The sequence below is a fragment of the Pseudomonas sp. CBZ-4 genome (genome assembly GCF_000346755.1).
In the GTDB taxonomy this organism is placed as follows: Bacteria; Pseudomonadota; Gammaproteobacteria; order Pseudomonadales; family Pseudomonadaceae; genus Aquipseudomonas.
Window position 1 is genome coordinate 45,460 of record NZ_ANNV01000023.1, and the last position, 22,461, is coordinate 67,920.

The 22,461-nt window shown below is 61.0% G+C and carries 24 protein-coding genes; 9 read left to right on the plus strand and 15 right to left on the minus strand.

Features of this window, described 5'->3' with window-relative positions; translation table 11 throughout:
* Positions 1-48: 48 nt before the first annotated feature.
* Positions 49-1,176: a cytochrome c oxidase subunit II gene (gene coxB, locus B348_RS0103150; protein ID WP_026136517.1), complete on the minus strand. Its 1,128-nt coding sequence runs from the start codon at positions 1,174-1,176 to the stop codon at positions 49-51.
* Between the two features lie 367 nt (positions 1,177-1,543).
* Between coxB and B348_RS0103155 the strand changes: the two genes are divergently transcribed.
* A complete protein-coding gene (locus B348_RS0103155) occupies positions 1,544-2,191 on the plus strand; it encodes a hypothetical protein (protein WP_017734712.1) in 648 nt (215 codons plus the stop codon).
* Between the two features lie 165 nt (positions 2,192-2,356).
* On the opposite strand, the gene B348_RS0103160 is transcribed toward B348_RS0103155, so the two are convergent.
* From B348_RS0103160 to B348_RS0103185, 6 genes are all read right to left on the minus strand, one after another.
* Positions 2,357-3,892 carry a SulP family inorganic anion transporter gene (locus tag B348_RS0103160; protein ID WP_017734713.1) on the minus strand — a complete coding sequence of 512 codons (1,536 nt, stop codon included), beginning with the start codon at positions 3,890-3,892 and terminating at the stop codon, positions 2,357-2,359.
* Between the two features lie 85 nt (positions 3,893-3,977).
* Positions 3,978-4,709 carry a carbonic anhydrase gene (locus B348_RS0103165; RefSeq protein ID WP_017734714.1) on the minus strand — a complete coding sequence of 244 codons (732 nt, stop codon included), beginning with the start codon at positions 4,707-4,709 and terminating at the stop codon, positions 3,978-3,980.
* Between the two features lie 225 nt (positions 4,710-4,934).
* Positions 4,935-5,993 carry a PA0069 family radical SAM protein gene (locus B348_RS0103170; RefSeq protein WP_017734715.1) on the minus strand — a complete coding sequence of 353 codons (1,059 nt, stop codon included), beginning with the start codon at positions 5,991-5,993 and terminating at the stop codon, positions 4,935-4,937.
* Positions 5,994-6,063: 70 nt separating this feature from the next.
* Positions 6,064-7,323, minus strand: a complete 1,260-nt coding sequence (locus B348_RS01000000129665) for a cytochrome c (protein ID WP_017734716.1) — start codon at positions 7,321-7,323, stop codon at positions 6,064-6,066.
* 12 nt (positions 7,324-7,335) lie between these two features.
* On the minus strand, positions 7,336-9,120 hold the full coding sequence (locus tag B348_RS0103180; protein WP_026136518.1) for a GMC family oxidoreductase: 1,785 nt from the start codon (positions 9,118-9,120) through the stop codon (positions 7,336-7,338).
* Positions 9,121-9,122: 2 nt separating this feature from the next.
* Positions 9,123-9,875: a gluconate 2-dehydrogenase subunit 3 family protein gene (locus tag B348_RS0103185; RefSeq protein ID WP_017734718.1), complete on the minus strand. Its 753-nt coding sequence runs from the start codon at positions 9,873-9,875 to the stop codon at positions 9,123-9,125.
* 233 nt (positions 9,876-10,108) lie between these two features.
* Here B348_RS0103185 and B348_RS01000000129670 point away from each other — a divergent pair, with 233 nt between their 5' ends.
* Positions 10,109-10,795 (plus strand): dual specificity protein phosphatase family protein, encoded by a 687-nt coding sequence (locus tag B348_RS01000000129670; RefSeq protein WP_017734719.1) that lies wholly within the window; start codon positions 10,109-10,111, stop codon positions 10,793-10,795.
* A 7-nt stretch (positions 10,796-10,802) separates the two neighbouring features.
* Here the strand turns inward: B348_RS01000000129670 and B348_RS0103195 are convergent, their stop codons facing one another.
* Together B348_RS0103195 and prlC are read right to left on the minus strand one after the other, a co-directional pair.
* Positions 10,803-11,078 (minus strand): YheV family putative zinc ribbon protein, encoded by a 276-nt coding sequence (locus B348_RS0103195; protein WP_017528719.1) that lies wholly within the window; start codon positions 11,076-11,078, stop codon positions 10,803-10,805.
* Positions 11,075-13,126 carry an oligopeptidase A gene (gene prlC, locus B348_RS0103200; protein ID WP_017734720.1) on the minus strand — a complete coding sequence of 684 codons (2,052 nt, stop codon included), beginning with the start codon at positions 13,124-13,126 and terminating at the stop codon, positions 11,075-11,077. Before prlC ends, B348_RS0103195 begins: the two co-directional genes overlap by 4 nt.
* Before the next feature lie 100 nt (positions 13,127-13,226).
* On the opposite strand from prlC, the gene B348_RS0103205 reads away from it, so the two are divergent.
* Together B348_RS0103205 and B348_RS0103210 are read left to right on the plus strand one after the other, a co-directional pair.
* Positions 13,227-13,769 carry a gamma carbonic anhydrase family protein gene (locus B348_RS0103205; RefSeq protein WP_017734721.1) on the plus strand — a complete coding sequence of 181 codons (543 nt, stop codon included), beginning with the start codon at positions 13,227-13,229 and terminating at the stop codon, positions 13,767-13,769.
* Positions 13,766-14,425, plus strand: a complete 660-nt coding sequence (locus tag B348_RS0103210; RefSeq protein WP_017734722.1) for an HAD family hydrolase — start codon at positions 13,766-13,768, stop codon at positions 14,423-14,425. The genes B348_RS0103205 and B348_RS0103210 overlap by 4 nt, the downstream gene beginning before the upstream one ends.
* Positions 14,426-14,510: 85 nt before the next feature.
* Here the strand turns inward: B348_RS0103210 and B348_RS0103215 are convergent, their stop codons facing one another.
* Positions 14,511-15,554, minus strand: a complete 1,044-nt coding sequence (locus B348_RS0103215) for an aminopeptidase (RefSeq protein WP_017734723.1) — start codon at positions 15,552-15,554, stop codon at positions 14,511-14,513.
* A gap of 104 nt (positions 15,555-15,658) precedes the next feature.
* Here B348_RS0103215 and B348_RS0103220 point away from each other — a divergent pair, with 104 nt between their 5' ends.
* A complete protein-coding gene (locus B348_RS0103220; protein ID WP_017734724.1) occupies positions 15,659-16,081 on the plus strand; it encodes a hypothetical protein in 423 nt (140 codons plus the stop codon).
* 1 nt (position 16,082) lies between these two features.
* On the opposite strand, the gene B348_RS0103225 is transcribed toward B348_RS0103220, so the two are convergent.
* Both B348_RS0103225 and B348_RS0103230 read right to left on the minus strand, forming a co-directional pair.
* Positions 16,083-16,322 (minus strand): DUF1161 domain-containing protein, encoded by a 240-nt coding sequence (locus B348_RS0103225; protein ID WP_017734725.1) that lies wholly within the window; start codon positions 16,320-16,322, stop codon positions 16,083-16,085.
* Positions 16,323-16,574: 252 nt separating this feature from the next.
* The gene (locus B348_RS0103230; protein WP_017734726.1) at positions 16,575-17,006 is read right to left on the minus strand and encodes an OsmC family protein; all 432 of its coding nucleotides are present in this window, start codon (positions 17,004-17,006) and stop codon (positions 16,575-16,577) included.
* 219 nt (positions 17,007-17,225) lie between these two features.
* Here B348_RS0103230 and B348_RS0103235 point away from each other — a divergent pair, with 219 nt between their 5' ends.
* Entirely contained in the window at positions 17,226-18,227 is a 1,002-nt protein-coding gene (locus tag B348_RS0103235; RefSeq protein WP_017734727.1) for an LLM class flavin-dependent oxidoreductase, read from the plus strand.
* A 61-nt stretch (positions 18,228-18,288) separates the two neighbouring features.
* Here B348_RS0103235 and B348_RS0103240 read toward each other — a convergent pair whose 3' ends face one another.
* On the minus strand, positions 18,289-18,513 hold the full coding sequence (locus tag B348_RS0103240; RefSeq protein ID WP_017734728.1) for a DUF1161 domain-containing protein: 225 nt from the start codon (positions 18,511-18,513) through the stop codon (positions 18,289-18,291).
* A gap of 102 nt (positions 18,514-18,615) precedes the next feature.
* The gene (locus tag B348_RS0103245; protein WP_017734729.1) at positions 18,616-18,831 is read right to left on the minus strand and encodes a dodecin; all 216 of its coding nucleotides are present in this window, start codon (positions 18,829-18,831) and stop codon (positions 18,616-18,618) included.
* Positions 18,832-18,987: 156 nt separating this feature from the next.
* Between B348_RS0103245 and B348_RS0103250 the strand changes: the two genes are divergently transcribed.
* Positions 18,988-19,314: a YqjD family protein gene (locus B348_RS0103250; RefSeq protein ID WP_003170746.1), complete on the plus strand. Its 327-nt coding sequence runs from the start codon at positions 18,988-18,990 to the stop codon at positions 19,312-19,314.
* Here the strand turns inward: B348_RS0103250 and B348_RS0103255 are convergent.
* Positions 19,311-20,207: a LysR family transcriptional regulator gene (locus B348_RS0103255; protein ID WP_017734730.1), complete on the minus strand. Its 897-nt coding sequence runs from the start codon at positions 20,205-20,207 to the stop codon at positions 19,311-19,313. The genes B348_RS0103250 and B348_RS0103255 overlap by 4 nt on opposite strands.
* A 110-nt stretch (positions 20,208-20,317) precedes the next feature.
* Between B348_RS0103255 and trpB the strand changes: the two genes are divergently transcribed.
* Together trpB and trpA are read left to right on the plus strand one after the other, a co-directional pair.
* Complete coding sequence (gene trpB / locus B348_RS0103260; RefSeq protein WP_017734731.1) at positions 20,318-21,544, plus strand: tryptophan synthase subunit beta; 1,227 nt, start codon at positions 20,318-20,320, stop codon at positions 21,542-21,544.
* Positions 21,544-22,353 (plus strand): tryptophan synthase subunit alpha, encoded by an 810-nt coding sequence (trpA, locus tag B348_RS0103265; RefSeq protein WP_017734732.1) that lies wholly within the window; start codon positions 21,544-21,546, stop codon positions 22,351-22,353. Before trpB ends, trpA begins: the two co-directional genes overlap by 1 nt.
* The last annotated feature ends 108 nt before the right edge of the window (positions 22,354-22,461 follow it).

The following is a 22,461-nucleotide window of genomic DNA, read 5'->3' on the forward strand; positions in this document are numbered from 1 at the left end:
CTGCAGGCGAGTGGGCGGGGCCGGTCGGGGTAGACGCTCTGAAGTCAGTCATTTGCTTTCCGCCTGTTTCAGGTCCAGCACGTCTTTGGGCGTGACCATGTCGCCTTTGTTGTTGCCCCAGGCGTTGCGCTCGTAGGTGACAACGGCGGCGATGTCCACTTCCGAGAGCTGCTTGCCGAACGCTGCCATGGCGGTGCCGGGCTTGCCGAAGTAGACGCGGTGCAGGTGGTCTTCCTTCGGCCCGGTGGCGATTGGCGAACCCTTGAGCGCCGGGAACATCGGCGGCAGGCCTTGGCCTTCGGCCTGGTGACAGGCCACGCAGGCGGTGTGGTAGACCTTGTCACCACGGGCCACCAGCTCTTCCAGCGTCCATTCTTTGGAGGTCAGTTCCTTGAGCTTGGCGGCTTCGTCTTTGCGCGCCGCCAGCCAGGTGTCGTAGTCGGCCTTGGACTTGACCTCGACCACGATCGGCATGAAACCGTGGTCCTTGCCACACAGTTCGGCACACTGACCACGGTAGATGCCGGGCTTCTCGACGCGCGTCCAGGCCTCGTTGACGAAGCCGGGGATGGCGTCGCGCTTGACCGCAAAGGCCGGCACCCACCAGGAGTGGATCACGTCGGCGGCGGTCACCAGGAAGCGCACTTTTGCGCCCACAGGTAGCACCAGCGGTTGATCGACTTCCAGCAGGTAATGCTCGCCCTTGGTCGCCTGGTTATGGATCTGCTCGGCGGGGGTGGCCAGGTTGCTGAAGAACTCCACATCCTGGCCGAGGTATTTGTAGTGCCACTTCCACTGGTAGCCGGTGACCTGGATATCGATATCCGACTCACTGCTGTCGTAGATATTGATCAGGGTCTTGGTTGCCGGAATGGCCATCGCGACAAGGATCAGCAAGGGCACCACGGTCCAGAGGATCTCCACGGTGGTGCTCTCGTGGAACTTGGCCGCCACCTGGCCCGTGGACCGGCGGTGCAGGATCATCGACCAGAACATCGCGCCAAACACGATGATGCCGATCACCACACAGATCCAGAAAATGGTCATGTGCAGGTCAAACACAGCGTGGCTGACTTCAGTCGCCCCTGGCGCCATATTCGTGGTCCAGGCGGCGTGCGCCTGGCCGAATACCGACCACAACAGAAGGCCCATCCAAACGTGTGGATGTCGCGTCATTGCGGGTTCCCCTTATCGTTCTTGTTATCCCGCCGGTTTGCACCTGCGTCGAAGGGAGCGGCTTCCATACTGCTTACAACCGCTTAGCCTCACCTGCTTATGCAGTCTGGCGTCATCAGCTAATTGCCTACAAAACCGAGTATAGACAGCACCTGCAACCCCGCAATGTGTGGGGACAAATCAGCACAAACAGACGGGCGGAGCCAATAAAACCGGGGGCGGAATCGTTTATCCGACGAACGATGGCATTTCGATATAACACAGGCGCATAACCATGAAATAATTATGACAAATGCGTCTGAGGCGCTCGTATAAACGAGCTACCTTATCCTCTCCCTTTTCCTACGCCTGCATCACTGGAGCCCTCATGAACACCGCCGCATTGCGCGAGCAGATTTCCCGTGCCCATCAACACGAAGCCAGCACGGGCCAGCTGGCCCAGCAACTGGAAACCCAATTGCCGCACCTGCATTCGGCCATCTCTTTGGCTGACGGTGATCGCAACATTGTCATGACGCGCTTCGTCACTGCTTACATCGACCTCGTCCCGGATTTGCTCGACGCCGCCAACGACGTGGCCCGCGAGGCTGGTATCGAAAGCCAGATCAAGCCTGTGCTGAAAATCGCCGAGCAGTTTTTTCTGCAACCGCCCGCGATCCTGGCCGGACATGAAGGGCTCGATGGCCTGCTGGACGAGGCCTACCTGGCCCATCGCCTGGTGGAAGAAGTAAACGATCTGTATATCAAGCATTTCGGCCAGCCGCTGATCCCGGCGGACACCACCGTGGCCAACCTGATTGCGCACCAGCTGATCGGCGAAGCATTTGCCAACAGCCTCGATGAAGCCGTGCACCTGGCGGTGGATGAGATGCTCAACGAAGACAGCTTTGCGCTGGAATCGGTGGAGGCTTATCGCGAAACGCTCAAGAGCCCGGACACGGAAGCGGCGTGGAAGCGCTGGCCGTGCCTGTCTCGCCAACTGGGTGTGGAGTTGGCGCTGGATCAGCCGGCCTAAATCTCGCAGCCGATACCAGACCAATGTGTGTGAGAGCTGGCTTTTGTGGGAGCTGGCTTGCCTGCGATTGCATCACCTCAGTGCAACTGAAACACCGAGGTGCCTGCATCGCGGGCAAGCCCGGCTCCCACAAAAGCCAGCTCCCACATTTTTGATCCGGTTTCGTCAGCCAGAGGGCGCTGCCGAGCCTATCCCCGTCGTCATCCGCACCCGGCCTTCCAGCCGGCGCTTCAACCCGCGCGCCTCGATCACCAGTTTCGAACCCTTCGCCGCATTGGCCCGCCCCCATTCCTCCAACAACTCCAGGCAGGAATGGTCGATGTAACTCAGGTTGTTCAGCGGCACATGCACGGTCGTCCCGGCCGGCACCGTCGACAGCACCTGGGTCAACGCCGGCACTTTCAGGAAGGTCGCCGCACCGCTCAAACGTAGCTCCATCTCACTGTCCTGGGGCAGGTCGATCAGGCTCACCTTCAAACGCGAAGCCTTGAATGCCAGCTTGACCAGCGTCAGCCCGAAGCCCACCAGCACGCCGGTCAGCAGGTCGGTAAAAATGATCGCCAGCGCTGTCGCCGCATAGGTGAACATCGGCATGCGTCCATAACGCCCCAAGGCCTTGAATGCCTTGATGTCCACCAGCTTGATCCCGGTGTACACCAGCACGCCCGCCAGGCTCGCCACCGGGATGCTTTGCAGCACGCTCGACAGCAACAGCACGAATGCCAACAGCCACAGCCCGTGGAACATCGCCGATAACCGCGTGGTTGCACCGGCCTGGACATTGGCTGAGCTGCGCACGATCACACCGGTCATCGGCAGGGCGCCGACCAGGCCGCACAACATGTTGCCGACACCTTGAGCGGACAATTCCTTGTCGAAATCCGAACGCTGGCCGTTGTGCATGCGGTCTACCGCTGCGGCGGAGAGCAAGGTCTCGGCGCTGGCGATAAAGGCCACGGCGAATGCCGCGATCAACAGCTGAGGGTCGGCCAGGTTCAAGAGGTCACTGGGGCGCAGCCAGTCGATGGCGTCCGCGAGGTTTTCCGGGACTTCCACACGCTTGACCTGCAACGCCAGCATCAGGCTGACCAGCGTGGTCAGGCCCACGCCCAGTAGCGCGCCGGGCACAAAGCGCAGGGTTTTCGGGCGGAGCTTGTCCCACAGGTACATCACCAGCATCGTCGACAGCCCGAGCAAACCCGCCTGCCAGCCAAGGCTGGGAATGGCCTGCGCCACTGCCGCCGGGAAACCCGCCAGGTTATCCAACCCCGAAGGCTTGGGCACACCGTCGAGCATCACATGGATCTGCGACAGCACAATCAGCACGCCGATACCTGCCAACATGCCATACACCACAGCCGGTGCCGTCACGCGGAACCAGCAACCCAGGCGCAACCGCCCAGCCACCAGTTGCAGGAAGCCTGCCAGCAGCAGGATCGGCCCCAGCATCATCATTCCGTGTTGGCGTACCAGCTCAAACACCAACACCGCCAGGCCTGCCGCCGGGCCGCTGACTTGCAGCGGCGAACCCGCCAGCCACCCGACGACCAGGCCACCGATGATCCCGGTGATCAAACCCTTGGCCGGCGGCATGCCGGACGCAATCGCAATGCCCATGCACAAGGGCAGGGCGACCAGGAACACAACCACCGAGGCGAGCAGCTCCCGTGGCAATACAGCTTTCAATTGAGCAGCACGCATGATGACTCTCCCGAGGCATTCGCCGGGCGCGGCAAAGCCTGGCTGCATCCATGGCAGCCACCGCTTTACCCGGCAGGGAAGTGTTTTAGAAGCGCGCTTTAGGCGTCGCGCAAGGGATTGGCCCTTCGCCGTTCAGGGGTCTGAACGTGGACTGATCCGCATCGTAGGCGCGGATTTCGCTGGTCTCGATGTTGTAGATCCAGCCATGGATAAACAAATGACCATTGGCCATGCGCGAAGCCACGGAAGGGTGGGTGCGCAAGTGCTGCAACTGGGCGATGACGTTTTCTTCGGTCAGCACCTTCATGCTTTCGCTTTCATTGGCGCAGTCGCAGTTGTCATGGACCATGGTCTTGGCAACCTCGGCATGCCGCAGCCAGGCCTTTACCGTCGGCATTTTTTCCAGGCTGTCGGGGTTGAGCACCGCACGCATCGCGCCGCAATCGGAGTGCCCGCAGACAATGATGTGCTGCACGCCCAGGGCGAGTACCGCGTACTCGATGGCCGTGGAAACACCGCCGTTCATCTGGCCGTAGGGCGGCACCACGTTGCCGACGTTACGGGTCACGAACAAGTCGCCCGGCGAACTCTGGGTAATCAGTTCAGGGACGATGCGCGAATCGGCACAGGTAATGAACATCGCCCGCGGGCTCTGGGCCGTGGCGAGTTTCTTGAAGAGTTCTTCCTGCTGGGGGAAGACGTCGTGATGGAAATGCAAAAAGCCGTCAACGATATGCTTTAGCGCTGCATCGGCGGATTCCGCCACCTCAGGGGCTGAAGCCGACGCAGCCAACGGCTGTTTATCCTTATCACTCATGATTCATCCTCTTGGTTAATGCAGGGGAGTGTTCAAGTGCGTTCGACGCCTGGCCCCTGCAATGGTTGCAAACGCCACACAGCTGGCCGCGACTCATCAGTCACTCGCTGGACAAGGTAGCCGCCGAAACTTAACTCAAACTGAATGAACCGCTCTAGATCGCGGGTTTCAGTGATGTCAAAGTGAGACTATTCCTACAAATAAAGTGCACCTTTCCTCAACAGTCTACAACAACGCCATCTGCCTGCCCGGCGGACAGAACGCCGTGCAATCCAGATTAAACCCTTCCCGACGATTGAGCCCCAGGCGCTTGATCGCCTTGCTGAAACGCTGGGCCAGCAGATCGGCAAAAGGACCCTCGCCGCGCATGCGCACGCCGAAGCGGCTGTCGTACACCTCACCACCACGTACCTGGCGCACCAGGCTCATCACATGGGCCGCACGCTGCGGGTAATGCGCCGCCAGCCACTCCTCGAACAACGGCGCCACTTCCAGCGGCAGGCGCAGCATCATGTACGCCGCACTTTGCGCACCGGCGGCGTGGGCTTCGCTGAGCAGGCTTTCCAACTCACTGTCGTTGATCATCGGGATCATCGGCGAACACAACACCCCCACCGGGATGCCCGCCTCGCGCATCACCCGAATCGCCCGCAACCGTGCCTTGGGCGCCGCGGTGCGCGGTTCCAGGATGCGCTTGAGCTCATCATCCAGGCTGGTGAGGCTGATCATCACGGCCACCAGCCGTTGCCTGGCCAACTCGGTGAGCAGGTCGAGATCGCGCAGGATCAGCGAACCCTTGGTGATGATGGTCACCGGGTGCCGGTAACGCAGCAGCACCTCAAGGGTTTGCCGGGTGATGCGGTACTCGCGTTCGATAGGCTGATAAGGGTCGGTGTTGGACCCCAGGTTGATCGGCGCACACACATAGCCCGGCTTCGACAGTTGCTGCTCCAGCACATCGGCGGCGTTGCTCTTGGCGATCAGCTTGGTTTCGAAGTCCAGCCCCGGCGACATGTCCCAGTAAGCATGGCTGGGCCGCGCATAGCAGTAGATGCAGCCATGCTCGCAGCCGCGATAAGGGTTGATCGAGCGATCAAACGGCAAGTCCGGCGAGTTGTTGCGGGTGATGATGGTCCTGGCCGTTTCGATACGCACTTCGGTGCCCTGGGTCGGCGGCACTTCCTGATACCAGCCGTCGTCCTCGGCCACGCTGACGGTGGGCGCAAAGCGGTTATGCAGGTTGGTGGCCGTGCCCCGGCCACGGGGCGGCAGCGCAGTAGACATAAAAACGCCTCGATACTGTTTTTATATACAGTATCGAGGCGCGAGGGTTATGACCAGTGCCGTTTGGCGGTCAGTGTTTTTCCGCAGCCTGACGCAGGTTCGCTACATCACCGGCTTTCACCGGCTCACCTTTGTTGCCCCAACTGCCACGGATGAAACTGACGACATCCGCCACTTCCTGGTCCGACAGGCGCCAGGCGAACGCCGGCATGGTGAAGGTGGACGGCGCCGCGTGGGTCGCCGGCAAGGTGCCGCCGTTCAACACAATGTTGATCAACGAGGTGGCATCCGCCGTCTGCAATACCGGGTTGCCGGCCAGGGCCGGGAACACGCGGGTGTATCCGTGGCCGTCGGTGCGGTGGCAAGCGGCGCAGTTGTCGATGTACACAGAGGCGCCGCGCTGGCTGTCGTCGCCTTTCCACAGGGCTTGCGCAACCTGCTTGTCGTACTGGTGCGGCTGATCCTTGGGATCGACCGCCGGCAGGCTCTTGAGGTAACGGGCGATAGCCGTCAGGTCATTTTCCGACATGTACTGCATGCTGTGGACGACCACATCGCTCATGCCACCAAACACCGCGCTACGGTCGCTGCGGCCGGTCTTGAGGAATTGCACCAGCTGTTCCTCGCTCCAGCTGCCGAGGCCGTCCTTGTGATCGCCGCGCAGGCTTTTGGCAATCCAGCCTTCCAGCGGCGCACTGCCAGACAGGAACGCGCTGCCCTCGCTGGCACTCAGGGCTTTTTCCTGCATGGTCAGGGCCCGCGGCGTGTGGCAGGCGCCGCAGTGGCCGAGCCCTTCCACCAGATAGGCGCCACGGCTGATCACCGGGTCGGCCTGCGCGGCTGGCTGCGCTTCGGCAACCTCAGGCGCAAACATCCAGCGCCACGCGGCCAACGGCCAGCGCATGCTCAACGGCCATGGAATATCGCTGGCCTTGTTGTCCTGGGCCACCGGTTCCACACCCTTCATGAAGTACGCGTACAACGCCTGCATATCGCTATCGCTGACGCGCGCGTAAGACGGATAGGGCATGGCCGGGTAAAGCGTACTACCGCTCTTGGCGACGCCATGGCGCACGGCCTTGTCGAAGTCCTCGAAGCTGTAGTCGCCCAGGCCGCTCTTGTCCGGGGTGATGTTGGTGGAATAGATCACGCCAATCGGCGTTTCCATCGGCAGGCCGCCAGCGAACGGCTTGCCGCCCTTGGCGGTGTGGCAGGCCACGCAGTCACCGGCGCGGGCCAGGTATTCGCCCTGCTTGATCAGGTCGGTTTCGGCAGCGCTGACAAAGCAACTGCTGAACAGCGCCAGAGAGGCGATAACAAATGCTTTCATGGTCATCGCTCCTTATGCCTGAACCAGTGGGCCGGGGTTTTTCAGGTACTGCTCGCGGATCGCGCGGGCCGACCAATAGGTCAGCGCCGCCACCAGGCCGGTAGGGTTGTAGCCCAAGCCTTGTGGGAAAGCTGACGCACCGGGGACAAACACGTTGTGTACATCCCAGCATTGCAGGTAACGGTTCAACGCACTGGTCTTGGGATCGGTGCCCATGATCGCGCCACCGTTGAGGTGGGTGGTCTGGTACGACGCAGTGTTGAAGTGCTCACCGACCTTTTTGCCGAGCACGGCAATCGCCTTGGGGTTCATCGCCTCGGCGACCTTGCCCATTTTCTCGACCATGAAGCGGTTCATCTTGATGTCGTTGTCCTGCCAGTCGAACGTCATCCGCAGCAGCGGCTGACCGTAGGCATCGCGGTACACCGGGTCCAGATCCAGGTAGTTGCCCCGGTAGGATTGATGCGCACCGTGGGCGTCCATCGATACCTGGTGGGTGTAGTAATCGGCGGTCGCGCGCTTCCACGCACTGCCCCAGGTCGGTGTACCCGGTGGGTTGGACGTGCCGGCAATCGGCCGGCTGCCGGCCTGGTTGACCCACATCGGCGACCCCCCCACAAAGCCATGGGGGCCGTGGTCGAAGTTGTCCGCATTGAAGTCATCGATGGCCACGCCATTGCCGCCAGCACCGATGAAGTTGTTGGTGTGGGTGTCCTTGTCGAAGAACGCCTTGATGGTGGCCATGTTCTGGTAGGCAAAGTTGCGGCCCACCACGCCCTCATTGGTGATCGGGTCGTAGGGTTTGCCGATGCCCGACAGCAGCATCAGGCGCACGTTGTGGAACTGGAACGCACCGAGAATCACCAAGTCCGCTGGCTGCTCGCATTCGCGGCCCTGGGCGTCGATGTATGTCACGCCGGTGGCCTTGCGCTTGGTGCTGTCGAGGTTGACCTTGAGCACGTGGGAATTGGGCCGCAACTCGAAGTTCGGCACCTGGCGCAGCGCCGGCAGGATGTTCACGTTCGGCGACGCCTTGGAATACATGTAGCAGACGTAGCCGCTGCAAAAACCGCAGAAGTTGCACGGACCCATCTGCGCGCCATAGGGGTTGGTGTACGGCCCCGAAGTGTTAGCCGACGGCAGGTTGTAGGGTTTGTAACCGACTTCCGCAGCGGCTTTCTGAAACAGCTGTGCGGAGACGGTGTTTTTCTGCGATTCCAAGGGGAACGGGTTGGAGCGGTCCGGGGCATACGGGTTGCCACCGCGACCTTCGCCCACCAACTGGCCTTTGACGGTCCAGGCCTGGCCGGAGGTGCCGAAGACTTTTTCCGCGTAGTCGAAAAACGGCTCCAGCTCTTCATAGCTGACGCCGAAGTCCTGGATGGTCATGTCCTTGGGAATGAAGTTTTTGCCGTAGCGCTCTTCGTAATGGCTGCGCATGCGCAGCTCGATCGGGTCGACACGAAAGTGCACACCCGACCAGTGCAGGCCCGCACCACCGACGCCATTGCCCGGCAGAAACGCACCCAACTGACGGTTGGGCAGGGCGACGTCATTCAGGCTATGGCGAATGGTCACCGTCTCCTTGGAAATGTCCTGGAAGAGTTTTTTACGCACGCTGTAGGTCAGTTCGTCGATGACCTGGGGATAGTTGCCGTCTGGGTAAGTGTCCTGCATCGGGCCGCGCTCCAGCGCTACCACGTTGAGGCCTGCTTCCGTCAGCTCCTTGGCCATGATCGCGCCGGTCCAGCCGAAGCCTACGATCACCGCATCCACTTTCTTCATGATGGTCGCCACGTTTATGCCCTCTCGCCGCGGATGGAAACTGCCGGGAAGGGGTATTGCTCGTTGCGTTCAACCCAGTCCATGAAATCGGCGCGGGCGCCGGGGAAGCCGATCATGGTCCAGCCGACCATCCCTTTGTTGCCACCGTGGATCGGGTCGCAGAAGAACCCTTCCTTGGTGTTTTGCAGCAGCAGGTTGAAGAAAATCTTCGGCGGCACCGCGTCGAAATGCGCGGCCACTTCACTGCCGCCAGCCTCCAGGCGACGCAGCATGTCGTCTCGGGTAGCGCTGTCTTGCGCAGCAAAAGCTTTACCGTTGAACGCTTTCGACCACGCGTCCGTCGCGGCGATACCCAGGCGATAGATGTCCTTGGGCACCAGTTTGCTCTGCCAGCCCATCTCGGGCGGTGCATCGGCGTTGAACGGACCTTGCATGAACCACAGCGCGCCACTGGCGTACGGCGTGTTCATCTGGCGGTCGATGTATTCCGGGGCGCCGGCTTCCAGGGCGCCTGGGCCTTGGGCATCCGCCGGGATCAACTGCGCCACGGCGGCGTTGATAAACGCCCACTCTTCGGCCGTGAAGTAGCTTGGCTCGTAGGCTTTTTCGCTAACCGCAGGCTTGGCTGGGGCCGCCTGGGCCGCCTCGGGCGTGGCCATCAGTATCGAGCCGCCAAGGCCAGTGCTGGCAACCGTGACCACCGGGATCAAGGTCAAGGATTTGCGCAGAAAGTCACGCCGGGGGTTGTCTTGATCTTGATCAGACATGGGTGCACCTCATCATGTGGTCACGGGTTGATCAGCCGCTTCTGGGGAGCGGCTTGGGTATTTTTGGCAATCAATGGTTACAAATGATAGCAGCCTAAGGATCGGGAGGAATCGTTTCAGCGACTAAAGACTGAGGATTCACGAATCTTTGACGACCACCTCACACCCCGTTGACCCCCCGTAAACCAATCTGTGGGCCATCCCCCAACCCTCATGTCTGGTTAACGTCACCCATGTTCAAGCATCAATGGCTGTCGGCTCTTGGCCTCGCGCTCGTGGCCTTGTTTACCCTCGTGCCTGCCCAGGCCGACGAGTCCGCGTCCATTCGCTCGGCCGAATGGGCGCAGCCCGTGGGCAGCCAATACAACCTGCAACAGATGACGCCCACCCTGTATCGCAGTGCTTTACCCGACAGCAGCGCAGTGCCGCTGCTGGAAAAGCTGAAGATCGGTACCGTGATCAACTTCCTGCCGGAGTCCGACGCCAACTGGCTGAAAGCCCCCGGTATCCGTCAAGTCCAGCTGAGCTATCGCACCAACCATGTAGATGATTCCGACGTGCTGGCGGCACTCCGGGCGATCAAGGACGCCGAGGCCAACGGCCCGGTGCTGATGCACTGCAAACACGGCTCCGACCGCACCGGCCTGATGGCGGCGATGTATCGCGTGGTGGTGCAGGGATGGAGCAAGGAGGATGCGCTGAACGAGATGACCCTGGGCGGTTTTGGCACCAGTAACGGCTTCAAGGACGGCGTTCGCTACATGATGAAGGCCGATGTCGACAAGTTGCGTACAGCCTTGGCGAATGGCGATTGCAGCACCAGTGCGTTTGCACTGTGCTCGATGAACAGTTGGCTCAACACGGCGGGAACGGGCCGTGCCGAGCCAAAGAACGACATTGGACTGACGGTAAAACCCTAAACGGGCGTCAGTCTTTTTTCAGCTTGGGATTGGGGAAGAACTGCACCGCCTGCACCTTCGGGTCAGCCGGCGCCTTCAACGCCGAGGTGTTGACCCGCGTGCCCAATTCCTTGGGCACTGACAGACCTTGGTCATTCAATGTGTCGGTATAACCGCAGGCCACACACTCACGGTGTGGCACGCTGTCTTCGGTCCACATCTTCAACTTGTCCGGCTCGCTGCACGCCGGGCAGACCGCCCCGGCGATAAATTGCTTTTTGGTGATCACAGGCCCTTCACTCATGCTGCCGCGTCCTCACTCAGGCCGCTGTGGCGCAAGAGTGCGTCAATCGACGGCGCACGTCCGCGGAAATCGACGAACAACACCATCGGTTCCTGGGAACCGCCACGGGCCAGGATCGCCTCGCGGAAGGCGCGGCCGGTCTCGGCGTTCAATACGCCGTCTTCTTCAAACTTGGAGAAGGCATCGGCCGACAGCACTTCGGCCCACTTGTAGCTGTAGTACCCCGCCGCATAACCGCCGGCGAAAATGTGCGCAAAGCTGTTGGGAAAACGGTTGTAGGACGGTGGACGCATCACCGAGACCTCATCGCGCACGCCTTCCAGCACCTGGGCCACGCTGCGTCCATCACCGTGGGTGGCGTGCAGTTCAAAGTCGAACAGCGAGAATTCCAACTGGCGCACCATCATCAGGCCGGACTGGAAATTCTTCGCCGCGAGCATTTTTTCCAGCAGGTCCTGGGGCAGCGGCTCGCCGCTTTCGTAGTGGCCGGAGATCAGCGCCAGGCCTTCCGGCTCCCAGCACCAGTTCTCCATGAACTGGCTCGGCAACTCCACTGCATCCCACGCCACGCCGTTGATACCGGACACGCCAGCGTGTTCAACGCGGGTCAGCAGGTGGTGCAGGCCGTGGCCGAATTCGTGGAACAGCGTCGTCACTTCGTCGTGGGTCAGCAGGGCAGGCTTGCCGCTGTCGGCCGGGGTGAAGTTGCACACCAGGTTGGCCACCGGGCTTTGCAGTACGCCGTCGATGGTGCGGCGGCGGTCGCGCGCGCCGTCCATCCAGGCGCCGCCACGCTTGTTGGCGCGGGCGTACAGGTCAAAGAAGAAGCGGCCGACGTGCTCGCCGTTTTCCTTGATTTCAAACAGGCGTACATCCGGGTGCCAAGTGTCGAAGCCTTTCAGTTCGGCAATCTCGATGCCGTACAGGCGTTGCACGATGGCAAACAGGCCGCCGAGCACTTTGTCGATGGGGAAGTAGGCGCGCAGGGCTTCCTGGGACACGCTGTAGCGCTGCTCACGGAGTTTTTCGCCGTAGAAACCGCTGTCCCAGCTTTGCAGGTCGGCGCAGCCTTGTTCGGCGGCGTAAGCCTTGAGCTGTTGCAGGTCCTGGGCGGCAAACGGCTTGCTGCGCTTGGCCAGGTCGCGCAGGAAGCTCAGCACCTGGTCGCTGGACTCGGCCATCTTGGTGGCCAGGCTCAGTTCGGAGAAGGATGCGTAGCCCAACAGCTTGGCCAGTTCCTGACGCAGGTCGAGGATCTGTTCCATCACCGGGCCGTTATCGTTCTGACCGGCATTCGGGCCTTGGTCCGACGCACGGGTGCAGTAGGCCGCGTAGACTTCTTCGCGCAGGGCGCGGTCGTGAGCGTAGGTCATTACCGCGTAGTAGCTCGGAAATTCCAGGGTGATCAGCCAACCGTCCAAGTCTTTGGATTGGGCAGCTGCCGCCATCTGCGCCTTGGCCGAATCGGTCAGGCCGGCGAGAGTGGCTTCATCGGTAACGTGTTTGGTCCAGGCCTGGGTCGCATCCAGCAACTGGTTGGAGAACTTGCTGCCCAGTTCGGACAGTTTGCTCTGCACTTCGGCGTAGCGTTTTTGCTGCTCCGGCGGCAAGTCGATACCCGACAGGCGGAAGTCGCGCAGGGCGTGTTCCAGAATGGTTTTTTGCGCCACGTCGAAACCGGCGGCTTCCGGGCTGTTGGCCAGGGCTTCGAAGGCCTGGAACAGTTCACGGTTCTGGCCCATCTCGGTGGAGTAGGCGCTCAACGCCGGCAGGCAGCTTTCATAGGCCTCACGCAGTTCGGCGCTGTTGCACACGGCGTTGAGGTGGCTGACCGGGCTCCAGGCGGCGCCCAGGCGGTCGTTCAGTTCGTCCATGGCCAGGACCAGGCCGGCCCACGTCGGATTTTTCCCCTGGCTTTGCAGGATACCTTCGATGGCGACGCGGTTGTCGGCGAGGATCTGTTCAATCGCCGGTTGCACGTGCTCGGCACGGATCGCCGAGAACGGCGGCAGGTCGTAGGACTGCAGAAGAGGGTTGTTCGCGCTCACGGTGGGTACCTTGGCTGAAGACATGTAAGAACAAAGATGGGGCCATCTTAATTACAATCAACGCCCACCGCAGCTATCAGCAGAAGAGAGAGAGGCTATCGTGACCCTTCGCACCTATCAGAACCACACGCCAACCCTGGGCGCCGGGGCTTTTGTCGATATTTCGGCGGTGGTGATCGGCGATGTCGAAATCGGCACCGACAGCTCCGTGTGGCCGCTGACCGTGATTCGCGGCGACATGCACCGCATCCGCATCGGCGCGCGCACCAGCGTGCAGGATGGCTGCGTGCTGCATATCACCCATGCCGGGCCGTTCAACCCGGACGGTTTCCCGCTGCTGATCGGCGACGACGTGACCATCGCCCACAAGGTCATGCTGCATGGTTGCACGGTAGGCAGCCGCATCCTGATCGGCATGGGCAGCATCGTGATGGACGGTGCGGTGGTGGAAGATGACGTGATCATCGGCGCCGGCAGCCTGGTGCCGCCGGGCAAGAAACTCGACAGCGGCTTCTTGTACGTGGGCAGCCCGGCTAAACAGATCCGTCCACTGACTGACAAGGAACGCGCATTTTTCACCTACAGCGCGGCGAACTACGTGAAACTCAAAGACCTGCACCTGGCTGAAGGATTCGATCAATGACCCTGCATTACCCCACCGTCCTCTTCGACCTGGATGGCACCCTGACTGACCCGCGTGAAGGCATCACCCGCTCGATCCAGTACGCCCTCGCCAAACTCGGCATCGACGAGCCGGACCTGACCAAGCTCGAACACTTTATCGGCCCGCCGTTGCTGCAAGCGTTCATGCAGTTCTACGGGTTCGACGAAGCCAAGGCGTGGGAAGCGGTGAATTTCTACCGCGAGCGCTTCAAGGTGACTGGACTGTATGAAAACCGCGTATTCGACGGCGTGCTGCCGCTGCTGGAAGAGCTGAACACCCAAGGTCGCCAACTGTATGTCGCCACCTCCAAGCCTTGGGAATTTGCCCGCGAGATCGCCAGGCATTTCGATTTTGCCAAGCACTTCAAGGTGATCTACGGCAGCGAGCTGGACGGTACGCGCACCAACAAGGTCGAGTTGATTGCCCACCTGATGCGCGAAGAAGGCCTGGACCCGGCGACCACCCTGATGATCGGCGACCGCAAGCACGACCTGATCGGCGCCCGCAGCAATGGCCTGGATTCGGCGGCGGTGGGGTATGGATTTGGCAGCTTTGAAGAGTTGAATGCCGAGGCGCCGACCTGGCATTTCGAGACGTTGGCCGAGATGCATCAGGCGTTTTTGCGGCGGCCCTGAGACCGCTATCGCAGGCAAGCCAGCTCCCACCTTTTGATGTGTGAATACCTTCAAATGTGGGAGCTGGCTTGCCTGCGATGAGGCCCTAAAGGACACCATTCTCCAACTGCCTCAACGCCGCCTTGCGCTGCTCCACCGGCAACCCACCCAACCTCTCCACCGCCGCATAAAACCTCAGCCAATCCCCGCCTTCCTGCCGAAACAACGCCGCAAACGCCGGCACCCACTGGTCATACAGCCCAAACGGCAACAACCGCGCATTGTTCATCGGCAAGTTGATCCACGCGTCATAACGTTTATCGCCCGCCCACTGGCTGTCACGCATCTGCCGATAATCACTGCGCAAGCGCTCGAATTCTGCCGCCTTGGCCGCACGCATCGCATCGGCCGATAACGGCTGGGCATAGACCTTTTCCAACCGCTGACGGGTATCGAGGATCAACTGGATAAACTGATCACGCTGCTTGGACGCCGACACGCTGGCCGGCGCCAGCCCACGCGCGACACGCCATTGCCGCGTGCCTTCCTGCTCGACGAAATTGGCGAATGACTCGTTGAACTCGGTGTCGTCCTGCACATAAAACCGCTGGTGCGCCAGCTCATGAAAAATCAGCGTGGCCAGGCGCTCATCCCCCCAGTTCATCATCGAGTTGAGGATCGGGTCGTTGAACCAGCCCAGGGTGGAATAGGCCTCGACGCCGCCAATCGACACATCCATGCCCCGCAGGCGCAACAATGCCGCCTCACCCCGCGCTGCGCCCTGGTTGTAATAACCGCGATAGGCCACGCAACCGGCAATCGGGAAGCAGTGGGTTTCCGGCGACAGCGAAAATTCTGTCGTGGCGAAGACATTCCAGACGACATAAGGTCGGCCAATATCGGCGTACAGCCGGTAACTCTGGTTGTCAGGCAAATGCAGGTGCTCACTGGCAAAGGTGCGCGCCTTCTGGGATTGCGCCAGATGCTCACGCAGCTGCGGCGGCCGCGCGGGGTCGGCGATGACCTGGGCAACCGGTTCGCGGGCCCGCAACAATTGCCACTGGCCGCTGGCCAACTGTCCGTAATAACTGATGCTTGAGCAGCCACTGAGCAGTACCACCATCAACCCGAGGAAAAAACGCCTGACCATGCACCGATTACTCCTGGGAATTTTCCACGCCATGGGGTGTTTATACTCAAGGGGAACCTGCTGCGTCAGTCCCATTTCTTTTCTTCCATCATTGAGTACACGCCATGCGCCAGCTGTTGCTTGCCATCACCGTCCTGTTTCTCAGCGCATGCGCTTTGACGCCGTTGCCAGCGGTCGATCCGCAGCAAGCCTGGGTCGATTTCGCCACCCCGACACCCAACGCCAAGCTGGTGATGGCCCAGCGCCTGGACGGCAAGAACCTCAATGACGGTCGTTTCTTCCAGATGCCGCCCGGCAGCCACGAGTTGATGGTGCGCTTTGATTTCGAAGTACCAACGGGTAGTGGCTTCGGCGGGCTGGGGCAGACCACCGAACGCACCTGCTTCATGACGCTGCAGTACGACCACTTCCAGGCGGGCCAGCGCTATGTGCTGGAAGGCCGTTCGCTGGCCTTCACGCCGAATATCCGGCTCTACAACGCGGAGCGTCAGTTGTTGGCAGAGGAGCGCAGCGTCAACTGCATCTGATTCAGTCGTTGTTCTTCTGGTAGATGATGGCTTTGGTGCCGTTCTCACAGCTGCCGACGACCATGGCTACGTCGTGCTTGTCGGCTTCTTCCTTGCTGACGATTTCCAAGGTGTAGGACGGAACCGCGTTCGCCTGGATCTTGACCTCGATCTCCTTGCGCAGCTCTTCACAATCTTTGGGCGCGGCCACGGCCGAAGTGGCCAATACGCCGCAGATGATCGCCAAGGCAAAACGTTTCATGTGTGTAGCTCCCTGAATGCACTGCGCACGGGTGTGCGCCTAGGCAGTGATGGCTATAGGACCACATTACTGAAACGCGAGTTCTGATTTAACGCAGAACTAAAGGCGGGAACTGCACTTATGTGGGAGCTGGCTTGCCTGCGATGGCATCACCTCGGTATTACTGAAACTCCGAGGTGTCTGCATCGCAGGCAAGCCAGCTCCCACACAAGTCAGCTTTTACATTCAACTTGTGCTGTTACCTGGACTTGGTTAGTTAACCAGCGTCGCATCCAGGCTGATCTTCGCATTCAGCACCTTGGACACCGGGCACCCTTCCTTGGCCTTTTTGCTCAGTTCTTCAAACTGCGCCTGGCTCGCGCCGGGGATCTTGGCCTTGAGGATCAGGTGCACCGCCGTGATCGCAAAGCCGCCATCGACCTGATCCAGGGTCACTTCGGCCTGGGTGTCGATACTGTCAGCCTTGAGGCCAGCGTCGCCGAGAATCATGGAAAACGCCATGGAGAAACAACCGGCATGCGCCGCGCCGATCAATTCCTCAGGATTGGTCCCCTTGCCCCCTTCGAAACGTGCCTTGAAGCCGTAGGGCGCTTCGCGCAGCACACCGGTTTCCGTGGAGATGGAACCCAGACCCGTCTTCACATCACCTTCCCAATGCGCGGATGCTTTTTTCACGATACTCATGGCAGTCTCCTCAAGCGGTGGTTTTGCGTACGTAAGGGTTCTGAGGATAGTCGGACTGACAAAGTTCATCCTGTCGGAGAAACCTAGCAACTAAGTAGGAAATTTCGGTGCCTGCTATTGAATCTCGGGTATATGCCCTCATTGCATAGAGCATGCACATGAAGCGGCAGGTTTTGATTCGTCTAGACAGCCTGCGCGCCCCCTTGGAGAAGCAGGCTTATGAAATCGCTGTCCGACGTGAAGTTCTCGACCCTCGACCTCGTGCCCGTGCGCGCCAATGGCAGCCCGGCGCAGTCGTTGCGCAATTCCCTGGACCTGGCCCAGCACGTGGAAAAGTTCGGCTACAACCGTTTCTGGGTGGCTGAACACCACAACATGGACGGCATCGCCAGTTCGGCCACCTCGGTGTTGCTGGGCTACCTGGCCGGTGGCACCTCGACGATTCGCGTCGGTTCCGGCGGCGTGATGCTGCCCAACCATGCGCCATTGGTGATCGCCGAGCAGTTCGGCACCCTGGAAAGCCTCTACCCCGGGCGTATCGACCTGGGCCTGGGCCGCGCGCCCGGCTCCGACCAGATGACCGCCCGCGCCCTGCGCCGTGAGCGCTCCGGCAGCGCCGACGAATTCCCCGAAGACGTCGCCGAACTGATGGCCTACCTCGGCCCGCGCACCCCGGACCAACGCATCATTGCTGTACCCGGCACCGGCACCAACGTCCCGGTATGGCTGCTGGGCTCCAGCCTGTTCAGCGCGCAATTGGCCGGTGAGCGTGGTTTGCCCTACGCCTTCGCCTCCCATTTCGCACCGCGCTTGATGCACGAGGCGATTCGCGTCTACCGCAATCACTTCAAGCCTTCAGCGGTTCTCGATAAGCCCTACGTGATGCTCGGCATTCCCTTGGTCGCCGCCGACACCGATGAGCAAGCCGACTACCTGGCCACCTCGGTGTACCAGCGCATCCTCGCGCTGATGCGCGGGCAAAGCCTGGTGCAACGTCCACCGGTAAAGAGCATGGAAGGCCTGTGGCTGCCCCATGAAAAAGACGCAGTGGGCAGTTTCCTCGGTCTGGCAATGGTCGGCAGCCCGGCAAAAATCCGCGCCAAGCTGGAAGTGCTGGTGGAGCAAACCGGCGCCGACGAGCTGATTTTTACCTGCGACCTGTACGAACACGCCGACCGGATTCATTCCTACGAGCTGCTGGCGCAGTTGATGAAGGGCTAAACCCCTCAGGCGAAAAAAAACCGACGCACTCGCGTCGGTTTTTTATGTCTGCAACACGGGATCAACCGCGCTTGTAGACGATTTCCTTGGTGCCGCCTTCACAGCTACCGACCACTTTAGCGTCGGTCGAAGCACCTTTCTCCACTACCTCCAGCGAATAACCCGAAGCGCCCTTGGCGTCGATTTTCGCTGCAATCTCGCTTTTCAGCTCATCACAAGGCTTGCCCGCCGCCAGAGCAGTGCCCGCAATGCTCAACAAACCTACCGCTAACAGGAACTTCTTCATCCGTTACTTCCTTGCGCTGATCGAAAAGAGCGTACCGACGCTCGTGGCATCGGCACCCATTGGTTGTAGCGCAGGTTATGGCAATCAGCCAGTCAGCAAAGTTCAACTACTGGCAATACGGAATCCCACTTTGAGCGTGACCTGAAAGTGCGCGGCCTTGCCATCCTTGATATGGCCACGGGTATCGACCACCTCAAACCATTCCAGGTGCTTGATGCTTTTGTGGGCCTCCGCCAGGGCGTTGTTGATGGCCTCTTCGATGCTGGAGGTGGACGAGCCCACCAATTCGACTTTCTTGTAGGTGTGATGATCAGACATGAGGTTTCTCCTGAGGGTCGTCAATAAAGCCTAGCAGGCAATGTTCATACTGCTTCTGGCGACCATTCCTACGCGAAAGTTCAGATTTACTGCACTTTCTGAAACCACGGGAGTCGGTATCTACACACGTCACTCAATCACTTCAGGAGAGTCCACATGGCCAACACTTCTTTACGCAAAGCGTCGCTGGAAAGCATGGAAGCCGAGATTTCGAGCCTGCTCAAGTCTCTGGAAAGCCTCAAGGACGATGCATCTGACGAGTCGCGCAAGACCTTGAAGGCCCTGAAAAGCAATGCCGAGAATGCTCTCAAGCACTCCCGTCACCTGATCAGCGATGCCTACGAAGAAAGCAAAGTGAAAATCCGCGAAACCGGTGTTGCTACCCGGGACTACGCCCAGGAACACCCATGGACTACAGCCGGTGTTGCTGTAGGTGCGCTGGGCCTGCTGGCTGCGTACTTGCTGTGCAAACGCGGTGACTAATCCGGCTGGCGCAACAGCTCAGCCTTGAGCCACTGCGCCAGTTGCCCGGCGCGCCCGTCTGCGGCGCGCTTGGGCAGCCACAACGCCAGGTGCGCCGGGGTTTCGCTGAAACCCCACGGCGCCACCAGCCGGCCGGCGCGCACGTCCTCGGCTACCAACGGCTCGGGCGCAATCGCCACCCCCAACCCCGCGACCGCCGCCTCCAACAAATAATACAAATGCTCAAACCCCTGGCCCTGTTTCAACGCGCCGGGCGCGATACCGTGTTGCTGCGCCCAACTGGGCCAGGCTTGCGGACGGGAGGTGGTGTGCAACAACGCTTCGGCACACAGGGCCGACGCCGGCGCGTGGCGCAAACGCTCATAGCCGGCGAATCGCGGGCTCATCACCGGGCCGATGCGTTCACTGGCCAACGCGTACACCTGCATATCCGCCGGCCACGGTGGCTCGGCGAATACCAGCAGGGCGTCAAGGCCAGGGCGGCGGGGGTCAAGGTCGCCATCACCGGCCGACAGGTGCAAGCGCAGGTCCGGCAGGTCCGCGTTCAAGCGACCCAGGCGCGGGATCAGCCAGCGCGCCAGCAAACTCCCCGAACAGCCGAGGACGAAGGGCGCGTCGGCGCTGGCCTGGGTCAGTTCGGCACAGACATCCCTCAACCGTTCGAACGCCTCCGCGCTGGCGTCCCGCAGGCGGACACCCGCATCTGTGAGTTTAAGGCCGCGTCCGTCCTTGACGAACAGGCTCACCCCCAGGTGCTCTTCCAGCACCTTGAGCTGCCGGCTGACCGCGCCGTGGGTCACGTGCAATTGCTCGGCTGCCTGGCTGACGCTGTTCAAGCGCGCGGTGGCTTCAAATGCACGCAGGGCATTGAGGGGTGGAAGGTCTCGGCTCATCTGTGAGTTTTCCTGACAGGTTGCGGCGATCTTATCGGTTTTCAGGTCACAGCGTGAGGGGTAGAGTGGCCGTCATTGTTTCCTACACCCATTCTTTCCTGGAGCGTCCCATGACTCAGTCCCAGACCGACCTACGCAACGGCCCAGACGCCAACGGCCTGTTTGGCGCGTTCGGCGGCCGCTACGTCGCTGAAACCCTGATGCCGTTGATCCTCGACCTGGCCCGCGAATACGAAGCGGCCAAGATCGATCCGGCGTTCAACGAGGAATTGGCCTACTTCCAACGGGACTACGTCGGTCGTCCAAGCCCACTGTATTTCGCCGAACGCCTGACCGAATTCTGCGGCGGCGCCAAGATCTACCTCAAGCGCGAAGAGCTGAACCACACCGGCGCGCACAAGATCAACAACTGCATCGGCCAGATCCTGCTGGCGCGGCGCATGGGCAAGAAACGCATCATCGCCGAGACCGGCGCCGGCATGCACGGCGTGGCCACTGCCACTGTGGCAGCACGCTTCGGCCTGCAATGTGTGATCTACATGGGCACCACCGACATCGAGCGCCAGCAGGCCAACGTGTTCCGCATGAAGCTGCTGGGCGCGGAAGTGATCCCCGTGGTCGCCGGCACCGGCACCCTCAAGGACGCGATGAACGAAGCCCTGCGTGACTGGGTGACCAATGTCGACAGCACGTTCTACCTGATCGGCACGGTGGCTGGCCCACACCCTTACCCGGCGATGGTCCGCGACTTCCAGGCCGTGATCGGCAAGGAAACCCGCACCCAACTGCAAGCCCAGGAAGGCCGCCTGCCGGACAGCCTGGTCGCCTGCATCGGCGGCGGCTCCAACGCCATGGGCCTGTTCCACCCGTTCCTCGACGACACTAGCGTGGAAATCATCGGCGTTGAAGCGGCTGGCCACGGCATCGAAACCGGCAAGCACGCCGCCAGCCTCAACGGCGGCGTACCCGGCGTACTGCACGGCAACCGCACCTTCCTGTTGCAGGACGACGACGGCCAGATCATCGACGCCCACTCGATCTCCGCCGGCCTCGACTACCCGGGCATCGGCCCGGAACACGCGTGGTTGCATGACATCGGCCGCGTCCAGTACACCTCGGTGACCGACGACGAAGCCCTGGACGCCTTCCACAAATGCTGCCGCCTGGAAGGGATTATTCCTGCACTGGAAAGCGCCCACGCCCTGGCCGAAGTGTTCAAACGCGCGCCGACCCTGCCGAAAGATCACCTGATGGTGGTCAACCTTTCCGGCCGTGGCGACAAAGACATGCAGACCGTGATGCACCACATGGAACAGTCTCAGCAGGAGAAACACTAATGAGCCGCCTGCAAACCCGCTTCGCCCAGCTTAAAGAACAAAACCGCGCCGCCCTGGTGACCTTCGTTACCGCCGGCGACCCGGGCTACGACACCTCGCTGGCCATCCTCAAGGGCCTGCCCGCCGCTGGCGCCGACGTGATCGAGCTGGGCATGCCCTTCACCGATCCGATGGCCGACGGCCCGGCGATCCAGCTGGCCAACATCCGCGCGCTGGAAGCCAAGCAGAACCTGCTGAAAACCCTGCAGATGGTCCGCGAGTTCCGCAAGGACAACAGCGAAACCCCGCTGGTGTTGATGGGTTACTTCAACCCGATCCACAAATACGGCGTGCCGAAATTCATCGCCGACGCCAAAGAGGCGGGCGTCGACGGCCTGATCGTGGTCGACATGCCGCCCGAGCATAACGGCGAGCTGTGCGACCCGGCCCAGGCTGCGGGCATCGACTTTATCCGCCTGACCACGCCGACCACCGACGACGTGCGCCTGCCGACCGTGCTCAACGGCAGCTCCGGCTTTGTGTACTACGTGTCGGTGGCCGGCGTGACCGGTGCCGGTGCCGCGACCCTGGAGCACGTCGAAGAGGCCGTGACCCGCCTGCGTCGCCATACCGACCTGCCGATCAGCATCGGTTTTGGTATCCGCACCCCGGAGCAAGCGGCGGCGATCGCCCGTCTGGCTGACGGCGTAGTGGTCGGTTCGGCGCTGATCGATCACATCGCCACTGCGAAAAATGATCAGCAGGCGATTGATGGCGTGCTGGGGCTGTGTGCAGCGCTGTCGGAAGGTGTCCGCAACGCCCGTAAGTAAGCGGCTCGTAAGCGGTAGGTAAAGTTCCTGATACAGAGGAATCAAACTGAATATTCAGTACCTAAACTGACAAGACCAAGGGATTTCGAACCTCGTTCGAGATCCCTT